The sequence below is a fragment of the Microcella humidisoli genome, assembly GCF_024362325.1.
In the GTDB taxonomy this organism is placed as follows: domain Bacteria; phylum Actinomycetota; class Actinomycetes; order Actinomycetales; family Microbacteriaceae; genus Microcella; species Microcella humidisoli.
On record NZ_CP101497.1, the window covers coordinates 1,317,401 to 1,340,537 of the forward strand.

Here is a 23,137-nt window from a genome sequence, read left to right on the forward strand (position 1 = left end):
CCGAGGGAGAACCCCATGGCCACGAACGACGACACCACCTCCGCCGGCACCACCCCCGACGACGCCACCCCCGACGCGACGCAGCAGCCGGCCGCGGATGCGTCGTCGAGCACCGCGGCCCCCGTGAGCCCCGCGCCGGCCGCCTCGCGCTCCCGCGTGCCGACGGCGCTCGCCATCACGGGCGTCGCGGTCGGCTCGGCGCTGCTGCTCGGCCTCACCTTCGCGGGCGGCGTCGCCCTCGGTCAGGCGCTGCCCGACGGCCGCGGTCCGGGCGGCGTCATCGCGATCGGCCTGCACGGCGACCGGGGCGGCGAGCAGCTCGAGCGCATCGGCGAGCGGGTCGAGCAGCGCATGGACGAGCGCATGGGTCAGCGCGCCGAGAACCGCGACGAGCGTCGCGCCCAGTTCGAGCAGTGGCTCGAGGAGCAGGGCATCGACCCGAGCACGATCCCCATGCCGCCGGCGCCCGGCGAGCCCGGCGAGCCCACCGAGTAGCAGCGCTCGACGTCGGCCGGTTCAGTTGTCGAGCGACGCGAACCGGTCGATGTCGGCCTCGGTGCCCGAGACGATGATGAGGTCGTGGTTCGACACCACGGTCTGCTCCGTGGCGTAGGTGAAGGGCTTGCCGGGGCTCTTCACCCCGACGACGGTGATCTTGTACTTGCTGCGCACTTGCGACTCGGTGAGCGAGAGCCCGCGGATGGGCTTCGGCGGGTACATCTTGACGAGCACGAAATCGTCATCGAACTCGATGAAGTCGATCATGCGACCCGAGACGAGGTGCGCGACGCGCTCGCCGGCCTCGGCCTCGGGGTAGATCACGTGGTTGGCGCCGATGCGGGCGAGGATCTTGCCGTGCGACTGGCTGATGGCCTTCGACCAGATCTGCGGAATCTTGAGGTCGACGAGGTTCGCGGTGATGAGCACGCTCGACTCGATCGACGAGCCCGTCGCGACGACGGCGATGCTGAACTCGTCGGCGCCGATCTGGCGCAGAGCATCCAGCGACCGCGCGTCGGCCTGCACCGCGTGCGTGACCCGTTCGGCCCACTTCTGCACGAGCCCCGCGTCTTCATCGACGGCGAGCACCTCGCGACCGAGGCGCTGCAGCTGGCCGGCCGTGGCAGCACCGAAGCGCCCGAGGCCGATGACGAGCACGGGAGCGTCGTGGCGGATTCTCTCAACCAACGATGGGCCTCTCTTCTGCCCGGCGGAACAGCTGCCGGCGCTGACTGGCGGCGAGGGCCGCGGCGAGGGTCACTGTACCAACGCGCCCCGCCCACATGGTGGCCGCGAGCACGTACTTCGCCGCATCGGGCAGCTCGTTGCTCGTCAACCCCGTCGACAGCCCGCAGGTGGCGAAGGCGGAGATCACGTCGAACAGCACGTAGTCGAGCGGCGCCTTCGTGATGTGCAGCACGAGCACCGAGGCCGTGGCGACGATCGTCGCGCCCCACAGCACGATGCTGACCGCGAGGCGCAGCACGTCGTTCGGGATGCGGCGCCCGAAGGCCTCCATGTCGTCGACGCCGCGCGCCTCGGCGACGGCCGCGAAGAACAGCACGGCGAGCGTGGTCACCTTGATGCCGCCGGCGGTGGAGGCGGAGCCGCCGCCCACGAACATCAGCATGTCGAGCACGAGCAGGGTCGAGCCGTTCATCTCGCCGATGTCGACCGTGGAGAGTCCGCCCGACCGCGACATGATCGAGGTGAACACCGCGGTCATCGGCCGCACCGGGCCGTCCTGCGCGCCGAGGGTCGCGGGGTTCGTCCACTCGAGCACGGCGATCAGCAGCCCGCCGACGGCGATCAGGATGAGCGTCGTCCACAGCGTCACACGGGCGTGCAGGGTGAGGCGCGTGCGGGTGCGCAGCCAGCGGCCGAGCGCGAAGATCACCGGGAAACCGATCGCCCCGAGGAACACCGCGATCGAGAGGACCGACAGCATCCACGGGTCGGTCGCGAAGCGCTCCATGCCCGGCGTGAAGGGCACGAAGCCCGTGTTCGTGAAGGCGGAGAGGGCGAGGTAGAAGCCCTGCCAGATCGCCGTCCAGAGGTCGAAGCCCTCGAGCAGCAGCCGCGGCACGATGAGCGCGGTGATGACCAGCTCGATGACGATCGCGCTCGCGGCGACCGTGAAGAGCAGGCCGCCGATCTCTCCGAGGCGCACGGCCTGCGACTCGGAGACGGGGCCGGCGTGCACGCGCGCCGCGTTCGTGTCGCTCGCCGCGATGAGCTTGGCGCGCAGTCCGATGCGCCGGGCCACGACGAGGCCCAGGATGCTGGCCATCGTCAGCACGCCGATGCCGCCGATCTGCATGGCCAGGATGATGACGACGTTGCCGAAGGGCGACCAGTGCGTCGCCATGTCGACCGTGGTGAGACCCGTCACGCAGATGGCCGAGACGGCGGTGAACACCGCGTCGGCGAGCGGAGTGCCGCCCGTGCCGCTGCCGGCGCGCGCGATCGGCAGGGTCAGCAGCACCGTCGTGATGAGGATGAGTGCCGTGAAGATGAGGATCGCGAAGCGCGCGGGCGAGGCGGTAGCCGACTCGCCCAGCCGCGCCCACGCCTGGGCGAGCGGGCTGCTGCGCTCATCGCGACGGTTGCCGCGGATGCGGTTGCTCGTGGCCATCGATGCTCCTCACCGGCCTGCAGACCGCGTGCAATGGTACTCCCGGGCTGGGCTGACTAGCCTGGTGGCATGGCCGACATCTTCGACGTGATCGCCGACGCCACCCGTCGCGAACTGCTGCAGCACTTGCTCGACGCCTCGCTGCGGGGTGAGGGCGGAACGGGCGAGCTCAGTGTGGGCGAGCTCGTCGAGCGCATGGATGCGACGCAGCCGACCGTCTCGAAGCACCTCAAGGTGCTGCGCGACCACGGGCTCGTGACGGTGCGCGAGGAGGGGCAGCACCGCTACTACGCGGTCGACCCCGCGCCGCTCGAAGACGTCGAAGACTGGATCATCCCGTTCCTCAGCGCCGACTTCGACCCCGAGGGCGGCTCGCCGGTGTTCGCCGCGTGGTCGGGTGCCGACGTCGCCGGTGCGGGCAGCACCGTGGGCCGGGTGGCCGCCGATGCCTCGCACCAGGCACGGTCGATCATCGAGGGCGCGCAAGAGAAGCTGCACGACGTGCAGGAGGCCGTGACGAAGCGGCTGCCGTGGAAGAACCACGACGAAGCCCGCTGACCCCTCCTTCGGGCGTCTTTACACGAGTCACACCAGCCCCTACTCTGAACTCCGTGCACACGCGCCACGAGGGCGCTGCGTGCGTGAGCGACAGGATGACTGCCGATGGCCCGGGATCTCTCTGAGGTGCGGTTTCTCACCGTCGCCGAAGTGGCCGACATGATGCGGGTCTCAACGATGACCGTGTACCGCATGGTGCACTCCGGCGAGCTGCCCGCGATCCGTTTCGGGCGCAGCTTCCGCATCCCCGAATCTGCTGTCGCCTCGGCCATCGAGACGCCCATCGCCGACGTCGGCTAGACTCGGTCGGTACATGACACGGTCCTGAACGGGCCGTTGCTCCCGTTCAGTCGACGATCAGAGGATTTCCATGGGTTCTGTCATCAAGAAGCGCCGCAAGCGGATGGCCAAGAAGAAGCACCGCAAGCTGCTGCGCAAGACGCGTCACCAGCGTCGCAACAAGAAGTAGGGCATCCGCCCGCGCGAAGCGCTCGACCCCGAGGGGTCGGGCGCTTTCGTCATTCGCGGGACAAGCGGCGGGATGCTGCCGGCCGGTCGTGCATGACCGGCCAGCCGCGCGCCTGCGCGTAGCGGGCCAGCGCGGCGTCGGGGTTGACGACCTGCTGGTGGCCGACGAGCTCGAGCAGCGGGATGTCGTTGCGCGAGTCGCTGTACGCCCAGCAGTCGGCGAGCTGCACACCGCGATCGCCCGCCAGCAGTGCGGCCGCGTCGGCCTTGTGCCCGCCGTGCATGACCGGCCCGAGCAGAGCGCCCGTGAACACGCCGTCGACGCTCTCGATGCGCGTGCCGATCGCGCCCGAGAGTCCGAGCCGTTCGGCGATGACGCGCGCGCACGCCTCGGGTGTGGCTGTGATGAGCCAGACCTCGTGCCCCTGCGCCCGGTGCTCGTGGGCGCGCGCGACCACCGCGGGCAGCAGAAGCCGGCTGAGGTAGACGTCGTAGGCCTCGACCGCGATCTCTTCGAGCTCGGCGACCGAGTGTCCGGCGATGAGCTCGAGCGCACGATCGCGCACGGCGAGCTGGTGCTGGTGGTTCTCGCCCACCGAGGTGAACCGCGCCTGCTGCCAGGCGAAGCGGCTGAGATCGCGCCAGCCGAGGTGACCGCGCCGCCAGGCGATGCGCCCCAGGTGGTACACGCTCGCGCCGCGCAGGAGGGTGTTGTCGACGTCGAAGAACGCGAGCGCCGGCGCGGGCGCGGAAGGGTGCTCGCCGGGGCCGGCGTCGCTGACGGGGGTGGGCATCCCGACCAGCATAGGCAGGTGCCTAGGCTGGGGGCGTGCCCTCTGTGACCGTGACCCTCATCGGCAAGCCCGGCTGCCACCTGTGCGACGACGCGCGCGCGGTCGTCGACGAGGTGCTGCAGGGCCGCGAGGGCGTCGCGCTCGTCGAGCGCTCGATCCTCGACGACGCCGAGCTGCACGATCGCTACTGGGACGAGATTCCCGTCGTGCTCATCGACGACGCCGTGCACACCATCTATCGAGTGGATGCCGAGCGCCTGCGGGCGGCGCTCGCCGAGAGGGGGCACTGATGTGCGGTCGCTATGCCAACACCAAGAGCGGTGAAGAGCTCGGGCAGTACTTCGAGGCCGATGAGGTCGACGAGGTCGCGATGCCCCCGAGCTGGAACATCGCGCCGACGCAGCAGGTGCCGGTCGTCGTCGACCGCGTGCCGAAAGATGACCCCGACGGGATGCCCTCGCGCCTGGTGACCGCGGCGCGCTGGTCGCTCGTGCCGCGGTGGGCGACCGAGCTCGCCTCGAAGTACCCCACGTTCAACGCGCGCAGCGAGACCGTGCACGAGAAGAGCACGTTCAAGAACGCGCTCGTGCGCTCGCGGGCCATCCTCCCCGCCGACGGCTACTACGAGTGGCACACCGTGGGCGCGACCAAGACGCCGCACTACATCACCGACCCCGAGGCGGGAGAGCTCGCCTTCGCGGGCCTCTACTCGTGGTGGCGGGCACCGTTCCCCGAGGGCGGCACGCCGACGCCGTGGGTGCTGACCGCGACGATGCTGACCCGTCCGGCGCACGGACCGGCGGCGAGCATCCACGACCGTGCCCCCGTCATGCTGCCGCGCGAGGTGTGGGACGAATGGCTCGACCCCACTGTGGAGGGCGATCAGGATCTCGTGGAGATGGTCGTGCACGAGAGCGAGCAGGTTCTCGAGAGGCTCGACCTGCACCCCGTTGCGCCGCTGAAGGGCGACGGCCCTCAGCTCATCGAGCCGATCGACGCCTAGCGCGGGTGCGCCGATCTCAGCACTGCCCCCATAGGCCGAGCCCGTCGGCCTGGGCGTTGCGCTCAGCGGCGACGAGATCGTCGTAGTACCGGTCGTTCGGCTCGAACAGCACGGCCTCGGCGAAGCCCTGCGCGACGAGCTCGTAGTTGACGAAGGTGCCGTCTGCGGTGAACAGGTACATCAACTCGCGGTCGTACGGGTCGCGCGGGTCGCGGTCGTAGGCGTAGGCGAGCGTGCTGCCCGGCGGTGCGAGCGCGGCAAGCGCCGCCTCGGCCTCGGGCCCGAAGCACTCCACATCGGGGTAGACCTCGGGCGTGTCGATGCCGACGAGGCGCACGCGCAGCTCGACGCCATCGACGTCGAGCCGCAGGGTGTCGCCGTCAGTGATGCTCGTGACCGTTCCCGTGCCCTCGGCTGTGGCAGCGGGGGAGCCGGGCTGCGCCGGGGCGGTCGTGCCGCCCGAGGCCAGGCAGCCGTCGAGCGAGCCGATGACGCCGATGAGCGCGACGACCACGAGCGGGCGCAGGGCGTCGGCGATCATGCTGTGAGGCTACCCGGCACCCCCTGACACCCGCGGGGCGCGGGGTTAGGCTGGCGGCGGTCGACCGGGCAGCGAAGGAGCACCATGGCACGAGCATCGTCGGGCGGCATCGACCCCCGGTATCCCGCAGGCTTCCAGCGCGGCGGCCCCGGTGCGGCCCCCGTGGTCGACGAAGGCGTCGCCCGCGGCGCTGCGCCCGCCCCGAGCCGCGCGGCCGCCCCGCGCGCCGAGCGCGCCGAGCCCGCCCGACTGTCGGGCGAGAGCATGCCGCTCGACGCCCTCGACGCTGCCCCCGACGAGCGCCACTTCGAACTCATCGTGGCGGGCAACCCGTGGCTGCGCGCGGTCTGGCTGGTCGGCACCCTCGCGGTGCTCGCGGGCTTCGCGCTCACCGTGTACGCCGAGTTCGCGTTCAGCGTGCCGCCCGCCTCGGGCATCTACGACCCGAGCGTCTACGTCGTGCCGCGCATCGCCGAGGCCGTGGCCCAGCCGCTCGTCATCGCGGGCGTCATCGCCCTCGTGGCCGCGACCGCGCTGCGCATCGTCGCCTGGCGTCCGAGCCGCATTCGCGAGGTCATCAGCGAACGCTAGCGGCGGTGGTCAGCGCTGGCAGCTCGGGCAGAACCACGTGATGCGCTCGGTCAGAGCGTCGTCTCCGAGGAGTCCGCGACGGATGCGCGTGCCGCAGCGGCGGCAGGGCTGGCCGTCGCGGTGCGCGACCCAGAGGCGCTCGCCGCGGCGCGTATTGCCCGTCGTCGTGCGCTCGTCGCGATCGCGGTTGGCGCGGATGAGGCGCACGCCGAGGTCGAGAGCCGCCGCGGCATCCACCGCGCCGACGGGCGTCTCGGGCAGCACGCCGCGCAGGAAGAGCAGCTCGTTGCGGTAGTCGTTGCCGAAGCCGGCGACAGTGCGCTGGTCGAGCAGTGCGAGGCCGATGGGCCGCTCGGGGTCAGCGGTGAGGCGCCGCAGGGCCTCGTCGCGATCGAAGTCGGGCCCGAGCGGGTCGGGCCCGAGGTACCCGACCACGTCGTCTTCCGCGTCGCGGGCGACGAGCTCGAGCTCGCCGAGGGCGAAGCCCACGGCCTGCCACGGCGCGCCCGAGGTCGCCGTCGTCTCGAGCACCATGCGCGCCTCGAAGGCGGGGCGCCGCCAGCGCTCGCCGAGCCGCATGACGTGCCAGACGCCTTCCATCTTCAGGTGCGAGTGCACCGTCACGTCGCCGATGCGCATGAGCAGGTGCTTGCCGAGGGCGACGACCTCGTCGACCCGCTCGCCGCTGAGGTCGGCGGTCGCGAAGCGCGGCACGCGCACGTCGCTGCGCAGCACGGTCTGGCCGGCGAGCGCGGCGTGCAGTCGCGCCGCCGCACGGTGGATGGTGTCGCCCTCGGGCATGGCCTGGTCCCTTACACCCGGATGCGCAGGCCCTGGGGCGTCGCGACGAAGCCGGCGGACTGCAGCGCCTCGGCGAGCGGGGTGCCGAACGCGCTCGCGCCGTTGACGCGTTCGACGCGGAGCGAGCGCAGGCGTGCGCGCACGACGGCGGCGAGCTCGATGGCGGCCGGCTCGAGCACGGCGGGCTCGTCGGTGAAGGTCAGCACGCTCTTGCCGCCCCGCTCGAGGTAGAGCGCGAGGTGCCCGTCGACGAGCACGACGAGCGATCCGGCCTTGCGCCCAGGCCGGTGCGCGGTCGACCCCGCGGCCGCGTCGGGCAGGCTCGCGGGCCACGGCAGGGCAGCGCCGTAGGGGTTGGTGGGATCGGTCGCGGCGAGCACGAGGGGAGCGAGCGCGGGGGCCGCATCCGCGTCTCTGCTGAAGGTGCGCACGCGGTCGATCGTGGCCGGTGTCGCGAACTGCGCTGCGCCGAGTCCCTCAACGATGTAGCCGCGGCGCACCGACCCGGCCTCCTCCATGCGCGCGAGCACCGAGTAGGCGAGGGCGAAGCCGCCGCGCAGCCCCTCGGCCTGCACGGCGCCGCGCGTGACGATGCCGTGCCGCTCGAGCAGGCGATCGACCGCCACGGCGGTGCGACGTGTCGGGTCGGTCTCGCGCGCGGGCAGCAGCGACCACCGGCCCGCGACCGTGGGCGGCCCCGATTGGGTGACGGATGCGGGGCGCGCGTACCCCCGGTAGCTGCGGGCCCGCGGCGCGGGCTTGCGGGTGGCCGTGCCCCCGAGCGTGGCGCGCAGCGGCGCGAGCGTGTCGTTGGTGAGGTGCCCCGCCCAGACGAGCTGCCAGAGCTCGTCGACGAGAGCCGCGTCGTCACCGCCGGCATCGCCCGCGGTGGCCACCGCGGTCGCGAGCTGCCGGAAGAAGAAGCCGCCGCCGCCCGCGAGCGCATCGAGCACGCGCTGCTGGCGGTCGGTGAGCTCAAGCTCATCGGGCTCGGCGAGGCTCAGGGGGGCCATGCTCGCGAGGTGCAGGCTCACCCAGCCGTCGCTGCCGGGCAGGCTGCCCGCGCCGGCCCAGACGACCTCGCCGCTCGCGCACAGTTCGTCGAGCCAGGCGGGCGAGTAGTCGCGCACGCGGCTCGGCAGCACGAGGGTCTCCCACGCGCTCGCCGGCAGCGCGGCCCCCTGCAGCTGCTCAATCGCCTGCAGTACGCCATCGACGCCCTGGAGGCCCGGTCGCGCGGCGCCCGTGCCGGCTCCCGCGCTGCCGACGTGCTGCCACGCGGGCAGGAATCGGCCGAGCGTGCCGTGGCTGACCGGCTCGATCTCCTTCCGCAGCGCCGCGAGACTGCGCGAGCGCAGGCGCCGCAACACTTCGGCGTCGACCCACTCGGTGCCCGAGGCGCCGGGCCGGAACTCGCCCTCGATGAGACGCCGGTCGGCGGCGAGCCGACGGAGGGCATCCGTCGCCACGGCGATGCCGAGGCCATAGCGGCTCGCGACGTCGGTCGCGGCGAAGGGGGTGCGGGTGCGGGCGAAGCGCGCGACGAGGTCGCCGACCGGGTCGGGCACGGGGTCGAGGAACGCCGCGGGAACGCCGTGCGGAATCGGCGTGCCGAGGGCGTCGCGCAGCCGGGCGGCGTCTTCCACCCCGGCCCAGCGCTGCTCGCCCGCGATCGTCGCGCGGAACACCCGATTCTCGCGCGCGAGACCCTCGAGCGCCGCCGTCACGTCGACCTCATCGAGCGTGCGGTCGTCGACCTCGTCGATCGAGAGTGGGCCGAGGATGCGCAGCAGGTCGACGATGCCCTCGGCGTCGCGCGCGCGGCGATCGGGCGCGAGGCGCTGCAGCTCGGCCTCGAGTTGTGCGATGACGGCGGGGTCGAGCACCTCGCGCAGCTCCGCGCGGCCGAGCAGCTCGGCGAGCAGGGCCGGGTCGATGCTCAGCGCCGCCGCCCGGCGCTCGGCGAGCGGACTGTCGCCCTCGTAGAGGAAGGCGGCGACGTAGCCGAACAGCAGGCTGCGCGCGAACGGCGAGGGGCTCGGGGTCTCGACCTCGATGATGCGGATGCTGCGCTGGGCGATGCCCGCCGCGAGCTCGACGAGCGAGGGCAGGTCGTACACGTCTTGCAGGACCTCGCGCACGGTCTCGAGCACGATGGGGAAGTCGGGGAACTCGCGCGCGACCTCGAGCAGCTGGCTCGCACGCTGACGCTGCTGCCAGAGGGGGCTGCGGCGCCCGGGGTCGCGGCGCGGCAGCAGCAGAGCCCGGGCGGCGCACTCGCGGAACCGCGCGGCGAACACCGCCGAGCCCCCGACCTCGGCCGTCACGATGGTCTCCAGCTCGTCGGCCTCGAAGAGGAACAGCTCGGCTCCGGGCGGCTGCGCCTCGGTGTCGGGCAGCCGCACGACGATGCCGTCATCGGCCGCGATCGCCGCCCCGTCGTAGCCGTGCCGCTCGCGGATGCGGGCCGTCACCGCGAGCGCCCACGGAGCGTGCACGGCCATGCCGTAGGGGGAGTGCAGCACCACGCGCCAGTCGCCGAGCTCGTCGCGGAACCGCTCCACCACGAGCGTCTGCTCGCTCGGCAGCTGCCCGGTGGCCTCGGCCTGCTCGCGCAGCAGCGCGTCGAGGTTCGCCTCGGCTCGGGCGTCGAGACCCGCGGCGGCGAGGCGCTCGTGGCGGGCATCCGGTGACGCGGCCGCGAGTTCGCGCGTCGTGCGCCCGAGCGCGCGGCCCAGCTCGGCCGGGCGGCCGAGCCCGTCGCCCTTCCAGAACGGCACCTTGCCGGGCTGGCCGAACGCGGGGGTCACGATCACCTGGTCGTGCGTGATCTCCTGGATGCGCCAGCTCGTGGTGCCGAGCGCGAACACGTCGCCCACCCGCGACTCGTAGACCATCTCCTCATCGAGTTCGCCGACGCGGCGGCCGGTGCCCTCGCCCGCGATGAAGACGCCGAACAGGCCACGGTCGGGAATCGTGCCGCCGCTCGTGACCGCGAGCCGTTGCGCGCCCGGGCGGCCCGTGAGCGTGCCGTTCACGCGATCCCACACGACCCGCGGGCGCAGCTCGCTGAACCGGTCGCTCGGGTACCGGCCGCTCAGCAGGTCGAGCACGGCGTCGAAGGCGGAGCGGGGCAGTGTGGCGAACGGTGCACTGCGGCGCACCTGCTCGAACCACTGCTCGATGTCGCACGGTTCGAGGGCGACGTGCGCCACGGTCTGCTGGGCCAGCACGTCGAGGGGGTTGGCGAGCACGCGCAGCTCTTCGATGAGCCCGGCCGTCATGCGCTCGCTCGTGACCGTCGCGTGCAGCACGTCGAGCCGGTGCTTGGGCACGAGCACGCCGCGGCTGATCTCGCCCACCTGATGGCCCGCGCGGCCGACGCGCTGCAGCCCGCTCGCGACGCTCGGTGGCGCCTCGACCTGGATGACAAGGTCGACCGCGCCCATGTCGATGCCGAGCTCGAGGCTGCTCGTCGCGACGACGCAGCGCAAGCGGCCGGTCTTGAGGGCCTCCTCGATCTCGCCGCGCTGCTCTTTGCTCACCGAGCCATGGTGGGCGCGGGCCAAGAGCTCGTCGGTCTCGGTCCTGAGCGCATAGATCTCGTTGAGCCGGGCCGTCAGGCGCTCGGCGAGCCGCCGCGAGTTGGCGAACACGATCGTCGAGCGGTGCTGCAGCACGCGGTCGACGATGTCCTCCTCGACGTGCGGCCAGATCGACGGGGTCTGCGGGGCGCCCGAGGCGTCGGTCGGCCCGTCGCCTCCGATCGTCGGCGGCTGCGTCATGTCGTCGACGGGCACGACGACGCTCAGGTCGAAGGTCTTCGCGGCCGGGGGCTGCACGATCGTCACGGGCTGGGCTCCGCCCAGGAAGCGAGCGACCTCCTCCGGGGGGCGCACGGTGGCCGAAAGCCCGATGCGCTGGGCGGGGGTCGCGAGCCGGGCATCCAGCCGTTCGAGCGTGAGCGCGAGGTGCGCGCCGCGCTTCGTGCCGGCCACGGCGTGCACCTCGTCGATGATGACGGTCGTGACGCCGTCGAGGGTCTCGCGCGCGCTCGCCGTGAGCATGAGGTAGAGGCTCTCGGGGGTCGTGATCAGGATGTCCGGGGGCGTCTTCTGCAGGGCCCGACGGTCGGCGCTCGGGGTGTCGCCGCTGCGCACGCCGACCGTGATCGAGGGCGCCGTGCCGCCGAGACGCAGCGCCGTCTGCGTCACGCCGATGAGCGGCGACCGCAGGTTGCGCTCGACGTCGACGCCGAGGGCCTTGAGCGGGCTGATGTACAGCACGCGCGTGCGACGGCGGGGGTCTTCCGGCGGCGGTTCGGCCGCGAGGCGGTCGATCGACCACAGGAAGGCGGCGAGCGTCTTGCCCGAGCCCGTCGGCGCGACGACGAGCGCGTGGCGGCCGGTCGAGATCGCGTCCCACGCCCCGAGCTGCGCGGGGGTCGGCGCGGGGAACGCGCCCGCGAACCACTCGCGCGTGGCGGGCGCGAACCGGCCCAGCACGGTGGCGGGCTCGAGCGCGGTCATCCCCTCATTCTCGCCCTCTGCCCTGACAGCGCGCGGTCAGGCGTACTGGGCCCGCACAAAGGTGAGCACGTCGGCGAGCTCGGCCTCGCTCACCGAGTGGCCGAGGCCCTCGTAGATGCGTTCGGTCAGCGTTGCGTGATGCGGCAGCCAGCGCTGCGTTGCCGTCACGAACGAGTCGGGAATGACGGTGTCGTGCGTGCCGCGCCCCCAGAAGACCGGGGGAGCCAGGGCCGCGAGCCGGTCATCCGCGGGCGCCTCGCCGGGCACCACGAACCCGGCGAGCGAGACCGCGAACGCGAAGCGCTCGGGAGCGTGCCGCATCAGGTGGATGCTCATCGCCCCGCCCTGCGAGAACCCGAGCAGCCCCACCGAGGTCGCCGGCACGCCGTCGAGCCAGTGCAGCAGGCCGCGCGCCGCGGCGTCGGCACCCTGGAGGCGGCTCTCGTTGGTCGCCCCGTCGAGCTCGTACCAGGCGTACCCGGGGCCCGCGCGCAGGGGCGCGCGCAGCGAGGCGATGACGGGCTGCAGGGGCAGGTGCGGCGCGAGCCCGAACAGGTCGCCCTCGGTCGAGCCGTAGCCGTGCAGCAGCACGAGCAGCGGCCGGCCCGCCCGGTCGGGTTCGGCGGCCGACCAGATGATGGCGGATTCGTCGATCAGCTGCATCGCGCTCATGCATCCATCGTGTCAGGTGCCCCCGTGCGGTGGCCGCACGGGACACAATGGAGCATGGCCACCGTGCGCACTCCCGATCCGAATCCGGGCTGGCTCTCCGACGAGGAGCTCGAGCAGATCCGTCAACGGCTGCCGCTCGTCTACGTCGAGGCGATCCCCGTGCGCGTCGACGGCATGGGCACGGTCACCGAGGTCGGCGTGCTGTTGCGCGTCAACCCGGCCGGAAGCATCACCCGCACGCTCGTGAGCGGTCGAGTCATGCACGGCGAGACGCTGCGCGAGGCGCTCTTCCGGCACCTCGAGAAAGACCTCGGGCCCATGGCGTTCCCGCAGCTGCCGGCCTCGCCGACACCGTTCTCGGTGGCCGAGTACTTCCCGTTCCCGAGCCCGACGCGGTTCAGCGACGATCGACAGCACGCCGTCGCGCTCGCCTACGTGGTGCCGGTGACGGGAACGTGCGAGCCGCGGCAGGACGCGCTCGAGCTGACCTGGATGACCCCCGACGAGGCGGCATCGCAGCGGGTGGCCGACGAGCTCGAGGGCGGACGCGGTGCCCTGCTGCGCGCGGGACTCGCCTCGGTCGGCGTGCTGCCCTGAGCGGCGAGCTACCCCCCGAACTGGGACACAAATGACCCCCTGCCGGGGTACGACACCGCAGGGGTCCCAGCGGGTACTGTGAAACCCGTTCGTACTAGAGCGAACGTTTTTCATGTCACCCGAACGGGGGTACCCCCGTAATCCCGGCTGGGTGGCAACCCGGGGGGAACTCGCACCATGGCCTTCATCACTGCACACCGCCGCTCGCGCTCCATCATGCCGAGTGTCGCCGTGGTCGCTCTCGTGACCCTGTTCGCCCCCTTCATGGCGTTCCAGCCGGCGACCGCAGCGGAGGGCGACCCCGACGAGCCCGTCCTCGTCCAGTTCGAGAAGGACGCGATCCCCGCGGCCGCCGACGCCGCCGTCGCGCCGGGCGGCACCGTGACCTACCAGTTCACGATCAACTGCTCCTCCCTCGAGACCGACTGCCTCGACCTGACCCTCGACGACGTCGTGCCCGAGCCGCTCGAGCTGCAGACCGTCACGACCGCGCAGTCCATCCCGCCGATCGACGTCGACATCACGGGCAACACCTTCAGCGTGCGGGTCGTCGACGAGCTGGGCGGCGGCCTCGTCGGCCTGCAGGCCGGCACGGGCATCCAGATCAATGCGACCGCGACGGTGCCCTCCGACCTCTCGGCCGACTGGGACGGCGCGGTGCTGCCCAATACGGCCACCGTGAGCGTCGCCAACCGCGAAGACCTCACGCTCGACCCGCCGCGCCCGAGCGCCGTGGAGTCGAGCGCCGAGGTGCGGCTCGAGGTGGAGCGCACCCTCGCCTCCCAGGTCACCAAGACGGTGACGCCCGATTCCGCCACCGCCGTCGCGGGCACGCCCGTCGCGATCGCGCTCGGGGCGACCAACTCGAGCAACGGCTCGGTCGACGCCCTCATCATCCAAGAGCCGTCCGACCCGGCCTCGACCGTGCTGTCGCTGCTGCAGCCCACGGGCTTCAGCGCGCTCACGATGCCGAGCGGTGCCGACCGCGTGCGCGTCGACTGGTTCGACGGCACGGTGTGGACCACCGGCACGGCGGCCGCAACCGCGACCCTGCCGAGCGGCGTCGACGCGGCCGACATCCGCGCGCTGCGCCTCGTCTTCACGAGCTCCACGGGCGGCCGCATCGCGGTGGGCGCGACGGCCGCGATCACGCTCGACGCCGAGCTCAGCGCGAGCGCTGCCCTGGTCACCGAGCCCACCACGATCGTCAACACGGCCTCGTCGTGGGTCGTCGCTGACAGCGAGTCGACGACACCCGTGCCGGCGACCGACTCGATCGTCATCGGCCCGCCGAGCATCCGCCCCATCGCCACCAAGCAGTTCGACGTGAGCTCGATCATCGGCGGGCAGCAGGTTCTCGCGACCCTCGGCGGCTCGAACGGCGGCGACTTCGGCCTGCGCGAGCTGACGCTCACCGAACCGGCTCCGGGCTCGACCTCGCTCGCCGACCAGGGCCTCACCTTCGACGGCTGGGTGCAGGCCGACATCGAGTGGCCCGTGGGCGCGACGAGCGCCGAGGTGAGCTACCGCTACGCGGGCGACACCGAGTTCACGGCCGCCATCGTCACGACGACGGCCGACTCGCTTCCTGACCCCGTGGATGCCGCGCTCGTGACCGACATCCGCGTGCGGTTCCTCAGCACCCTGCCGCAGGGCATCGCGCCGGGGCAGTACGCCGTGCTGCCCTTCCTCGCGATCACCGACGCGGTGGTGAGCGACGCGACCGAGACCAACACCGTGCGCGTCGACGTCGTCACGCTCGCCGACGAGGCGGCCTCGACCGAGGCCAGCGACGACCTCACTCGTCGTACCTCGCGCGTCAACACGTCGATCAGCAAGACCGCTCTGCCCGACGAGCTGTACGCGATCGCCGGGGCGACCACGCTCATCTCGATTCCGGCGCGCGTGACCCCGCTGCCGACCTCGGCTGTCGACCCGACGGCCTCGACCGTCGGCTCGACCTCGCTCGTGATCACCGACCCGCTCGACGCGGGCACCGATGAGTTCTGGAACTGGTTCGACCTGCGGGCCATCGTGGCCACGGCCGTGCCCGGCAGCACCGTGCTCTCGGTCGAGTACTTCGACGGCACCGACTGGCTGCCGCTGCCCGGAGCGACCGATGTTGCCGGGCCGTCGTTCCTCTCCACGACCATCGACCCCGCCCTGCGCGAGTCAATCCAGGGTGTGCGGTTCACTTACCGGCACGCCGACTACGACACCCTCGGCACCCTGCTGAACCCGGGCTTCAGCGCTCAGCCGAACCTCTCGGTGAGCTTGCGCGACGAGCTGCGCGACGGCACGGGCGAGGCGGCGTCGTCGACGCGCCTCGACGCCGTCGTCATCGACAACGCGGCGCAGAGCCGCGTCGCGAACCCGACCGCCGACCCCGCGGAGGCGACGGCCGACACCACCGAATCGATCACACTGCTGCCGACCGCCACGGAGGGCGGCGACGGCTCGGGCAACGTCACGGCCATCAGTAAGAGCTGGCTGCCGGTCGCGAGCACGGGCACCGAGGCCGTCAACGCGCGCTCGGCCGACGAGGCGACCGTCGAGATCAGCTGGGGCACCGGCGGCGCGGCGTTCGACTCGGTCGTGATCAGTGACTCGGCGAGCGACCCCGCGACGACGCCCGTCGCCAGCACCGTCTTCGAGGCCTTCGATCTCGTGCGCATCCCGGCGATCACCCCGGCGATGGACCCGCTGCTGACCTACGACCGCATCGTCGCTGTCGAGCTCTACCTGCCGGGGACGGGCTGGACGGCGGCGAGCGGCAACCCCTGCGCGGGCAGCGCCTGCGACGGCACCTTCCCCGGCTACACCCTGTCGGCGAGCGAGAGCGCGAACGCCACCGGCGTGCGTCTCGTCGTGGAAGAGAGCCCCACGCGTGCCGCACGCATCGGCACGAACCCGGCAGCGCCCCCCGTGGGCACCGGCGTCTCCCCGTCCATGAGCCTCAGCCGCGACCTGCGCCTCGTTTTCGAGGTGCGCGATGTGCGGCGCTCCGACCCCGCGACCGCCGTGCTCGGGGCCACGCGCCTGGCCGAGTACAACATCCCGGGCCAGGTCGGCCAGGTACGCAACACCGCCCTCATGCAGGGGCGCGATGCGACGGATGCGGTGCTGCTGTCGCGCACGGCCGCCGACGACATCCTCATCCTCGACACGCCCCTGACGGTCGAGATCACGAAGACCTGGGTCGACGGCCCGCTCGGCACCCCGCCGCCCGGAACACCGCAATCGCTCTACCCCCGCGCGCGCATGACCGTGCAGGCGACCAACGAGTCGGTCGCGCGCGTCGACGAGCTCGCGATCGTCGACCCCGTCGCCGGCACCGACCCCTTCGACGCGGTGAACCTCTTCGACATCGTGTCGATCACGGTGCCGTCGGGTGCGACGGCGAGCGAGGTGCGCCTCACGCGCGAAGGCCCGACGGTCACCACCCACACGATCGCCGCGGCGCTCGCCCTGACGACGGCGCAGCTCGCCGACGTCATCGGGTTCGAGGTCGTGCACACCGGGCGCATCGATGTGCAGGCGAGCACGCGCGTCATCGTCGACACGCAGCTGCGCCCCACCCTGCGCAGCGCTCCCGCGACGACCGTCGATTCGACGAGCAGCCCCGTCGTCGACAACACGGCTGAGGCGCGCATCGTCGACCCGGGTGGCGTCACGGTCCCGGCGGAGGGCGAGACCCTCATCACGCTCACGGCGCGCGACGACGCCTCGGTCTCGGTGGTCGACTTCACCTACGGGGTCACCGCCACGAAGGGCATCGTTGCCGATACGACCGCGACGCCGGGCACTCCCGCGGAGCAGATCGTCGGCAACTCGCGGGTGGCGACCGTCACGCTGACGGGCCAGCCCTCGGGCACCGTGCGCTCGACCGACATGCTGTTCGAAGACATCAGCCCCACCTTCTGGAACGCCTTCAACTTCACCTCCTTCGGCTCGCACTCGTTCTCGACCCCCATCAACCGGGTGAAGGTCGACGTGCTCGTGGGCGTCGACTACGTGATCGACGGCGGCACCGGAGACATAGCGGTCGAGTGCGAGGGCAGCACCGATCTCGACGCGTGCTGGGTCGAGGGCACGCTCGCGAGCTTGCTCGCGCTCCCGACGCTGCCCCCGGGTGTGACGGTCTCCGACATCCGGGGTCTGCGTGCCCAGTACACGCGCGCCGACGGCGCGGCGTGGGAGCGCCCCTTCAACCCCAGCCAGACGCTGCGCTTCACGGCCACGCGGCGCGACGTCCTCGTCGCGCCCGAGGGCGAGCCGGTGCCGTCGACGCTGTACATCTACACTCAGGCTGCTCCGGGCGAGACCGAGGTCGGTGTGGTCACGAACGACCTCACCGTCACTGCGTGGGCCGATAACGGGGTGGATGCTCCGCTCTGGGATGCCACGGATGACGACACCAAGCAGCTGCTCGTTCGGCACCGCCCCGCCAAGGTGCAGATCGTCAAGACGCCGTACGGCCCGCTCACGCTCGGTGCTCCCGTGCCCTACGAGATCGAGGTCACGAACCGCGGCACCGGGCTCGACAAGCAGCTCACCGGGCTCGAGGTCGTCGACCTCATCCCCGTCGACGGCTCGGGCCCGCAGCTCGTGCTCGGCCTCGACCCCGAGACCGGTCTGACGTTCGATCCGCAGGATGTCGTCGAGATCGAGGTGCTCGACGAGTCGAACTCTCCCGTCACCGCGCCGAGCTTCACGGCCGTGCTCGGCACGGCTGAGCCCTCGGGTCAGCCCCTCACCATCACGATCGACCCGGCATTCGTGCTCGAGCACGACTGGTCGATGACGATCAGCGCGCCGCTGCAGTTCCGGCAGTTCTTCGAAGCCGGCAGCGCGACCGAGAACTTCGTGCTCAACACCGCGACGGTCACGAGCGACCAGGAGTTCGACGAGTGCACCCCCGCGGTCGATGGCGCGCTGCAGGCCATGATCACCGAGGTGCCGTCGTGCACCGCGTCGACTCGCGTCTGGGCGCTGCCGAGCGCTCCCATGACGATCATCAAGGGCGTCAAGGGCGTCGAGGCCGGTCCGCTCGACGTCGGCGGCACGCCCCTCATCGACCCCGAGACGAGTGCTCCGTACGACGACCTCGGCGTCATCAAGACCGTCGCGAGCAACCCCGCGACGTGCGAGGAGCCCACTCTCGCCGTCGATGGCGAGCTTTACTACCGCTACCCGTGCGTGCCGATCACGCGCCCGGGCGGCACCGAGGAGTGGGTCGGCTACTTCTTCAACGCGGGCAACGTGCGCGTGCACCAGATCTCGTCGATCGACGTGCTGCCGCGCGAGAACGACCGCGGCGTCATCATCAACGACGCCCGCAGCTCGCGCTGGACTCCCATCCTGCTCGAGCGGCCCCGCCTCGTCGGGTACCCCGACCAGGCCATGACGGTCTACTACACCGACCGCCTCGACATGGCGACGCCCGCGTGCAACGGCGCCGACATCCAGAACGATCTCGGCATGTCGCCGACGAGCTCGCCGCCCATGGTCGAGTCCTACTGGCCGTGCGTCACGAGCAGCGCCCCCGGCGGCCTGCTCGATCGCCAGAACGCCACGAACGGGTGGAAGGTCATGCCCGCCGACCCCTCGGCGGCGCTGCTCGAGAGCGTCGTGGCGATGAAGTTCGTCATCGACTTCGAGAACGGCGGCGTCACGCCGGTCGGCCTCGCGCCCGGCGAGTCGGTCTCGGTGGCGTACCGCACCCGTACGGCGCTCGAGCCGGTGCTGCGCGAGACCGACGCCAACCTGGCCCGCGACTCCATCGCCTACAACTCGATCGCCGGCGCAGCGCGCGGCTTCGACGGGGTCAACGACCTTCCGTACCGCTTCGTCACCGAGCCGCGCAAGGTCGGCGTGGCGCTCGCCACCGGCGCCGTCGACCTCGCCAAGGTCGTCGACGGAGCGGGGGAGCGCTTCGCCCCGAGCACCTTCCGCATCGCGCTCGCCTGCACGGTCGACATCGACGGCGCCGGCACCGAGCACGAGCCCGAGCCCATCCAGCTGCTGTCGAGCACGGGCGCGAACCGCTCGCCGTTCACCCTCACGGGCGACGCCGCGGCGACGCGCATCCTCGGCATCCCGCTCTACGCCGTGTGCGACGTCAGCGAGGTCGGCACGACGGGCGCCACCGACACCGTCGTGAGCCCGCAGCAGGTCGTCTCGCGAGCACTCGGCTCGAGCCCCTCGACCGTGGTCGACCCCGTGCCGGCGTTCGACGATCGCCCGGCGGTCGAGCAGAGCACCGTCACCAACTCGTACGACGAGGCCTCGCTCACGATCACGAAGACCGTGAACATGAACGGCGCCGTCAACGAGGCGGGCAACCCTGTCATGCAGTCGAGCTTCTCCTTCAGCGTCGCCTGCACGTACGACAACGGCTCGGGGCCCGTGGCGATCACGATGACGCCCTCGACCTTCACGCTCAACAACGGCGGTTCGCGCACGTACACCGACCTGCCCGCGGGAGCCGTCTGCACCGTGACCGAGACCCAGGCCCGCAGCGCGACCGTGACGAAGGTCGTCACCGTGGGCGGTGTGGCCGGCTCGTCGACGAGCGGCGCGACGGCCTCGGGCATCGTGCTCGCCCCCGACACCGAGCTCGGCGCGCCGACCAACGCGGTGGACTACACGAACTCGATCGCGGTGGGCGCTCTCACGGTGACGAAGGCCATCACGGGCGCGGGCGCCACCGAATACGGTGACGGCGTCTTCACGATCCGCGTGAGCTGCACGCGCACCTCCGCGGCGGCGACTCCCGTCACCTCGGGCGCGCCGAGCAACTCGGTCTGGTGGGGCACCTTCACGCTCGACGGCAGCAACCCGCCGGCGTCGCTGACCCGCACGATCTCGAACATCCCCGCCGGGTCGGCGTGCACCATCAGCGAGCCGGGCACCGCGGGCGCCACGGCCGTGACGATCCAGACGCCGAACCCCGTGACGATCGTGGGCGGCTCGACCGTCACGCGCACGGTGACCAACCGCTTCGACCACGCGTCGCTCACGGTCGGCAAGACGGTGCAGACGTCGGCCGTCGACGCGCAGGGGCAGCCGGTCTACCCGGCCGATCCCTTCGAGTACGAGGTCGCGTGCACCTTCCAGTCCGAGACGGTGCTGGCCGACGGCTTCTCCACGTCGCCGATGACCTTCTCGCTGCGGCATGACGAGACGCGCACCCTCACCGGCCTGCCGGCGGGCGGCGCCTGCACCGTCACCGAGACGAACGACCAGAATGCCGACTCCACCTCGGTGCTGCGCACGGTCAACGGAACCGCGACCTCGGTCGACGGGACGACCGTCAGCATCCCCTCCCTCGCGGCCGACGCGACGAGCCCCGTCACGCGCAACTCGACGCAGTTCACCAACCGCTTCGGAGTGTCGAGCTTCACGATCAGCAAGGACGTGATCGGTGGCGGGGTCGACCAGTTCGCTCCCGACTCGTTCACGGCGGCGCTGTACTGCGAGACCGCCGACGGCATCGTCTCGTTCGACGGCGATGTGGTCGTGCCGGCCGACGGCGTGACGACGATCGAGAACCTCGCCGACGGCTCGACCTGCAGCGTGTTCGAACGCGATGTCGAGCTCACCGGTGCCGATGCGCACCAAATCGTCAACGATCAGGGCGACGTCATCGACGGTGCCGACATCGTGATCACGGCGGCCGAGCCCGGCCGCGTGACGCTCGAGAACTACTACCTGACAGGTGCCCTCGAGGTGACCAAGTCGGTCGTCGGAGCGGGCGCGGGATTCGGTGACGGACCCTTCGAGGTGAGCCTCGCCTGCGAGCGCGACGGCATCGCCGTTGACATCGCCGGCGGAGCGACCCGTTCGCTCACCGCGGGCGGCACGGCGAACTACACGCTGTTGCCCTCGGGCGCCGAGTGCACGCTCACCGAGACCGACCCGGCTGGTGCCACCTCGAGCCGCCTGCTCGACGCCGACGGCACCGAGCTCACCGACGACGTCGCGGCCGGCACGAGCTTCACGGTCGTCGTCGATGAGACCGTGCTGCTCGACGACCAGGCGCAGCCCGCGCTCGAGGTCGAGAACACGTTCGAGCTCGCCTCCCTGGCGGTCACCAAGACCGTGGAGAGCGCGGCCGTCGACGAGACCGGCTCCGCGATCGCGTTCGGTCCGTTCCCGGTGGCCGTCGATTGCCTCTTCGAGGCATCGCCCGTCTTCGGCACCGGCTACGACGCCGACACGCCGATGCGGTCGAGCCTTGCCGACGGCGCCACCTGGACGATCGAGGGGCTGCCGAACGGGGCGCTCTGCACGGTGACCGAGACCGACACGATGGATGCGGGCGGCACGGCGCTGGTCGTCGTCGTCGACGGAGGCGACCCGGTCGCGGTCGATGGTGTCACCGCCGACGTCGTGCTCGGAACCTCGAGCTCGGTCGCGATCACGAACAGCTACCCCGTCGGCGCGCTGACGCTGACGAAGGCCGTCACGGGCGTGGGCGCCGATGCGTGGGCGGATGCTCCGTTCCAGCTCGACGTCGTGTGCGAGCTCGATGACGCGACGGGCGAGCGCACCGTCTACACCGGTTCGTTCACGGTCGAGCGCGGCGACGACCCGATCGAGATCGGCGACCTCGCGGTCGGCGCGCTCTGTACGATCACTGAGTCGAAGACTGGCGGCGCATCCGCGACCTCGATCGTCGTCGACGGGGGCGAGCCCTTCGCGGGCCTCACGGCGAGCGTCGTGATCGACGAGACCACGCACGAGGTGACGGTGACCAACCGCTTCGACCTCGGCGAGGTCTCGGTGACGAAGGTGCGCGACGGCGCGGGCCGCGAGACCTGGGGAGCCGGGCCGTTCGAGGTCGAGCTGTCGTGCACGCGCGACATCGACGGCGTCGAGCAGTCGATCACGGTGCCGGGTGGTGCCGCGCGCCAGCTCAGCTCGGAGACGCTCTACACCGCATCGTGGACGGGACTGCCGCACGACGCCGAGTGCCGGGTCGTCGAGACGCGCACGGCCGGTGCCACGTCGAGCGCGATTGATCTCGAGAGCGTGATCGTCGGGGACGAGCCCGTCGGATTCGTCGTCACGAACACGTTCGACGTCGGCAGCGTGCGGGTCGACAAGACCTTCGCGGGCGACGGCGCGGGCGTGTACGTGCAGGGCCCGTTCGAGGCGACGCTCGCGTGCACGCTCGAGATCGACGGGGTCGTGACCGAGCTCGCCATTCCGGGCGGTGCCGCGCGTGAGCTCACCGACACCGGCGGCTGGAGCGCCCGGTGGGACGACATCCCGGCCGGTGCGGACTGCACGGTGACCGAGACGCGCTCGGGCGGTGCCACGAGCGTGGTGCGGACCGACGCCGAGTTCGTGGTGGTCGCTGATGACGAGCACGTCGTCGGCATCGAGAACACCTTCCTGCTCGCGAGCTTCTCGATCACGAAGGCCGTCACCGGACCCTTCGCCGCCGAGGGCCGCGACAAGACCTTCCTCATCGAGACCTCGTGCGTCTGGGAGCGCGACGGCGAGCTCGTGCCGATGCTGCCCGGCGGGTGGCCGACGGCACCGGGCGAGCCCGATCCTGACGCGCCGACGAGCGTGACCTCGGAGATCGCGCACGGTGTGACTGTGACCTTCGACGACCTGCCGGCCACCTCGGTGTGCTCGATCGAAGAGGTCGACAGTGGCGGCGCGACCGCGCAGCTCGTCTGGATGGGCGGCGCGCTGCAGGCCGGCGATCTGACCCTTGGCGGCGGGGCGAACGACTCGACGCTCTCGAACGTGTTCCTGCTCTCGCTCGCCGACACCGGCGTCGAGATCATGCTCTGGCTCTGGGTGATCGCGTCGCTGCTCGTGGTCGGCACGATGCTGCTGCTGATCGCCCGCCGCCGGGCCGAGGCGGCCTAGACCACCGACGACCGGCGCGGCAGCGCGCCGGAAACGGCCGGGCCCCGGCAGAGCGGA

The 23,137-nt window shown here is 71.7% G+C and carries 16 protein-coding genes; 9 read left to right on the top strand and 7 right to left on the bottom strand.

Annotation, left to right across the window (positions count from 1 at the left end):
• Positions 1–15: 15 nt before the first annotated feature.
• Complete coding sequence (locus NNL39_RS06320) at positions 16–495, top strand: hypothetical protein (protein ID WP_255160838.1); 480 nt, start codon at positions 16–18, stop codon at positions 493–495.
• A gap of 21 nt (positions 496–516) precedes the next feature.
• Here the strand turns inward: NNL39_RS06320 and NNL39_RS06325 are convergent, their stop codons facing one another.
• Both NNL39_RS06325 and NNL39_RS06330 read right to left on the bottom strand, forming a co-directional pair.
• Complete coding sequence (locus tag NNL39_RS06325) at positions 517–1,188, bottom strand: potassium channel family protein (protein ID WP_255160839.1); 672 nt, start codon at positions 1,186–1,188, stop codon at positions 517–519.
• Entirely contained in the window at positions 1,181–2,635 is a 1,455-nt protein-coding gene (locus NNL39_RS06330; protein ID WP_255160840.1) for a TrkH family potassium uptake protein, read from the bottom strand. The genes NNL39_RS06325 and NNL39_RS06330 overlap by 8 nt, the downstream gene beginning before the upstream one ends.
• 69 nt (positions 2,636–2,704) lie before the next feature.
• Between NNL39_RS06330 and NNL39_RS06335 the strand changes: the two genes are divergently transcribed.
• The 3 genes from NNL39_RS06335 to NNL39_RS06345 all read left to right on the top strand — a co-directional run bounded on the left by NNL39_RS06335 (position 2,705) and on the right by NNL39_RS06345 (position 3,662).
• Positions 2,705–3,193 (top strand): ArsR/SmtB family transcription factor, encoded by a 489-nt coding sequence (locus NNL39_RS06335; RefSeq protein ID WP_255160841.1) that lies wholly within the window; start codon positions 2,705–2,707, stop codon positions 3,191–3,193.
• A gap of 105 nt (positions 3,194–3,298) precedes the next feature.
• Positions 3,299–3,493 (top strand): helix-turn-helix domain-containing protein, encoded by a 195-nt coding sequence (locus tag NNL39_RS06340; RefSeq protein WP_255160842.1) that lies wholly within the window; start codon positions 3,299–3,301, stop codon positions 3,491–3,493.
• Between the two features lie 70 nt (positions 3,494–3,563).
• Positions 3,564–3,662, top strand: coding sequence for a 30S ribosomal protein bS22 (locus NNL39_RS06345; RefSeq protein ID WP_003792170.1), 99 nt, complete (start codon positions 3,564–3,566; stop codon positions 3,660–3,662).
• A gap of 49 nt (positions 3,663–3,711) precedes the next feature.
• On the opposite strand, the gene NNL39_RS06350 is transcribed toward NNL39_RS06345, so the two are convergent.
• Positions 3,712–4,455, bottom strand: coding sequence for an HAD family hydrolase (locus tag NNL39_RS06350; protein ID WP_255160843.1), 744 nt, complete (start codon positions 4,453–4,455; stop codon positions 3,712–3,714).
• Positions 4,456–4,490: 35 nt separating this feature from the next.
• Between NNL39_RS06350 and NNL39_RS06355 the strand changes: the two genes are divergently transcribed.
• A complete protein-coding gene (locus NNL39_RS06355; RefSeq protein WP_255160844.1) occupies positions 4,491–4,745 on the top strand; it encodes a glutaredoxin family protein in 255 nt (84 codons plus the stop codon).
• A complete protein-coding gene (locus tag NNL39_RS06360) occupies positions 4,745–5,458 on the top strand; it encodes an SOS response-associated peptidase (RefSeq protein ID WP_255160845.1) in 714 nt (237 codons plus the stop codon). Before NNL39_RS06355 ends, NNL39_RS06360 begins: the two co-directional genes overlap by 1 nt.
• A gap of 16 nt (positions 5,459–5,474) precedes the next feature.
• Here NNL39_RS06360 and NNL39_RS06365 read toward each other — a convergent pair whose 3' ends face one another.
• Positions 5,475–5,999, bottom strand: coding sequence for a thermonuclease family protein (locus NNL39_RS06365; protein WP_255160846.1), 525 nt, complete (start codon positions 5,997–5,999; stop codon positions 5,475–5,477).
• Positions 6,000–6,083: 84 nt separating this feature from the next.
• Between NNL39_RS06365 and NNL39_RS06370 the strand changes: the two genes are divergently transcribed.
• Positions 6,084–6,590, top strand: coding sequence for a hypothetical protein (locus NNL39_RS06370; protein WP_255160847.1), 507 nt, complete (start codon positions 6,084–6,086; stop codon positions 6,588–6,590).
• Between the two features lie 9 nt (positions 6,591–6,599).
• On the opposite strand, the gene NNL39_RS06375 is transcribed toward NNL39_RS06370, so the two are convergent.
• Genes NNL39_RS06375 through NNL39_RS06385 form a run of 3 tightly spaced genes read right to left on the bottom strand, consistent with a single transcriptional unit; the run spans position 6,600 to position 12,592 of the window.
• Positions 6,600–7,391 carry a DNA-formamidopyrimidine glycosylase family protein gene (locus NNL39_RS06375; protein ID WP_255160848.1) on the bottom strand — a complete coding sequence of 264 codons (792 nt, stop codon included), beginning with the start codon at positions 7,389–7,391 and terminating at the stop codon, positions 6,600–6,602.
• A gap of 11 nt (positions 7,392–7,402) precedes the next feature.
• On the bottom strand, positions 7,403–11,920 hold the full coding sequence (locus NNL39_RS06380; RefSeq protein ID WP_255160849.1) for an Lhr family ATP-dependent helicase: 4,518 nt from the start codon (positions 11,918–11,920) through the stop codon (positions 7,403–7,405).
• A gap of 36 nt (positions 11,921–11,956) precedes the next feature.
• Complete coding sequence (locus NNL39_RS06385) at positions 11,957–12,592, bottom strand: alpha/beta hydrolase (protein WP_255158134.1); 636 nt, start codon at positions 12,590–12,592, stop codon at positions 11,957–11,959.
• Positions 12,593–12,646: 54 nt separating this feature from the next.
• On the opposite strand from NNL39_RS06385, the gene NNL39_RS06390 reads away from it, so the two are divergent.
• Positions 12,647–13,189: an NUDIX hydrolase family protein gene (locus tag NNL39_RS06390; protein ID WP_255158135.1), complete on the top strand. Its 543-nt coding sequence runs from the start codon at positions 12,647–12,649 to the stop codon at positions 13,187–13,189.
• 177 nt (positions 13,190–13,366) lie between these two features.
• A complete protein-coding gene (locus tag NNL39_RS06395; RefSeq protein ID WP_255158136.1) occupies positions 13,367–23,080 on the top strand; it encodes a DUF5979 domain-containing protein in 9,714 nt (3,237 codons plus the stop codon).
• Positions 23,081–23,137: the final 57 nt, after the last annotated feature.

What these genes read in the sequence shown, in the direction of transcription:
- NNL39_RS06320 (WP_255160838.1), top strand. Translation starts at nt 16, where the DNA reads ATGGCCACGAACGACGACACCACCTCCGCCGGCACCACCCCCGACGAC.
- NNL39_RS06330 (WP_255160840.1), bottom strand. Translation starts at nt 2,635, where the DNA reads ATGGCCACGAGCAACCGCATCCGCGGCAACCGTCGCGATGAGCGCAGC.
- NNL39_RS06335 (WP_255160841.1), top strand. Translation starts at nt 2,705, where the DNA reads ATGGCCGACATCTTCGACGTGATCGCCGACGCCACCCGTCGCGAACTG.
- NNL39_RS06340 (WP_255160842.1), top strand. Translation starts at nt 3,299, where the DNA reads ATGGCCCGGGATCTCTCTGAGGTGCGGTTTCTCACCGTCGCCGAAGTG.
- NNL39_RS06345 (WP_003792170.1), top strand. Translation starts at nt 3,564, where the DNA reads ATGGGTTCTGTCATCAAGAAGCGCCGCAAGCGGATGGCCAAGAAGAAG.
- NNL39_RS06350 (WP_255160843.1), bottom strand. Translation starts at nt 4,455, where the DNA reads ATGCCCACCCCCGTCAGCGACGCCGGCCCCGGCGAGCACCCTTCCGCG.
- NNL39_RS06360 (WP_255160845.1), top strand. Translation starts at nt 4,745, where the DNA reads ATGTGCGGTCGCTATGCCAACACCAAGAGCGGTGAAGAGCTCGGGCAG.
- NNL39_RS06365 (WP_255160846.1), bottom strand. Translation starts at nt 5,999, where the DNA reads ATGATCGCCGACGCCCTGCGCCCGCTCGTGGTCGTCGCGCTCATCGGC.
- NNL39_RS06370 (WP_255160847.1), top strand. Translation starts at nt 6,084, where the DNA reads ATGGCACGAGCATCGTCGGGCGGCATCGACCCCCGGTATCCCGCAGGC.
- NNL39_RS06375 (WP_255160848.1), bottom strand. Translation starts at nt 7,391, where the DNA reads ATGCCCGAGGGCGACACCATCCACCGTGCGGCGGCGCGACTGCACGCC.
- NNL39_RS06380 (WP_255160849.1), bottom strand. Translation starts at nt 11,920, where the DNA reads ATGACCGCGCTCGAGCCCGCCACCGTGCTGGGCCGGTTCGCGCCCGCC.
- NNL39_RS06385 (WP_255158134.1), bottom strand. Translation starts at nt 12,592, where the DNA reads ATGAGCGCGATGCAGCTGATCGACGAATCCGCCATCATCTGGTCGGCC.
- NNL39_RS06390 (WP_255158135.1), top strand. Translation starts at nt 12,647, where the DNA reads ATGGCCACCGTGCGCACTCCCGATCCGAATCCGGGCTGGCTCTCCGAC.
- NNL39_RS06395 (WP_255158136.1), top strand. Translation starts at nt 13,367, where the DNA reads ATGGCCTTCATCACTGCACACCGCCGCTCGCGCTCCATCATGCCGAGT.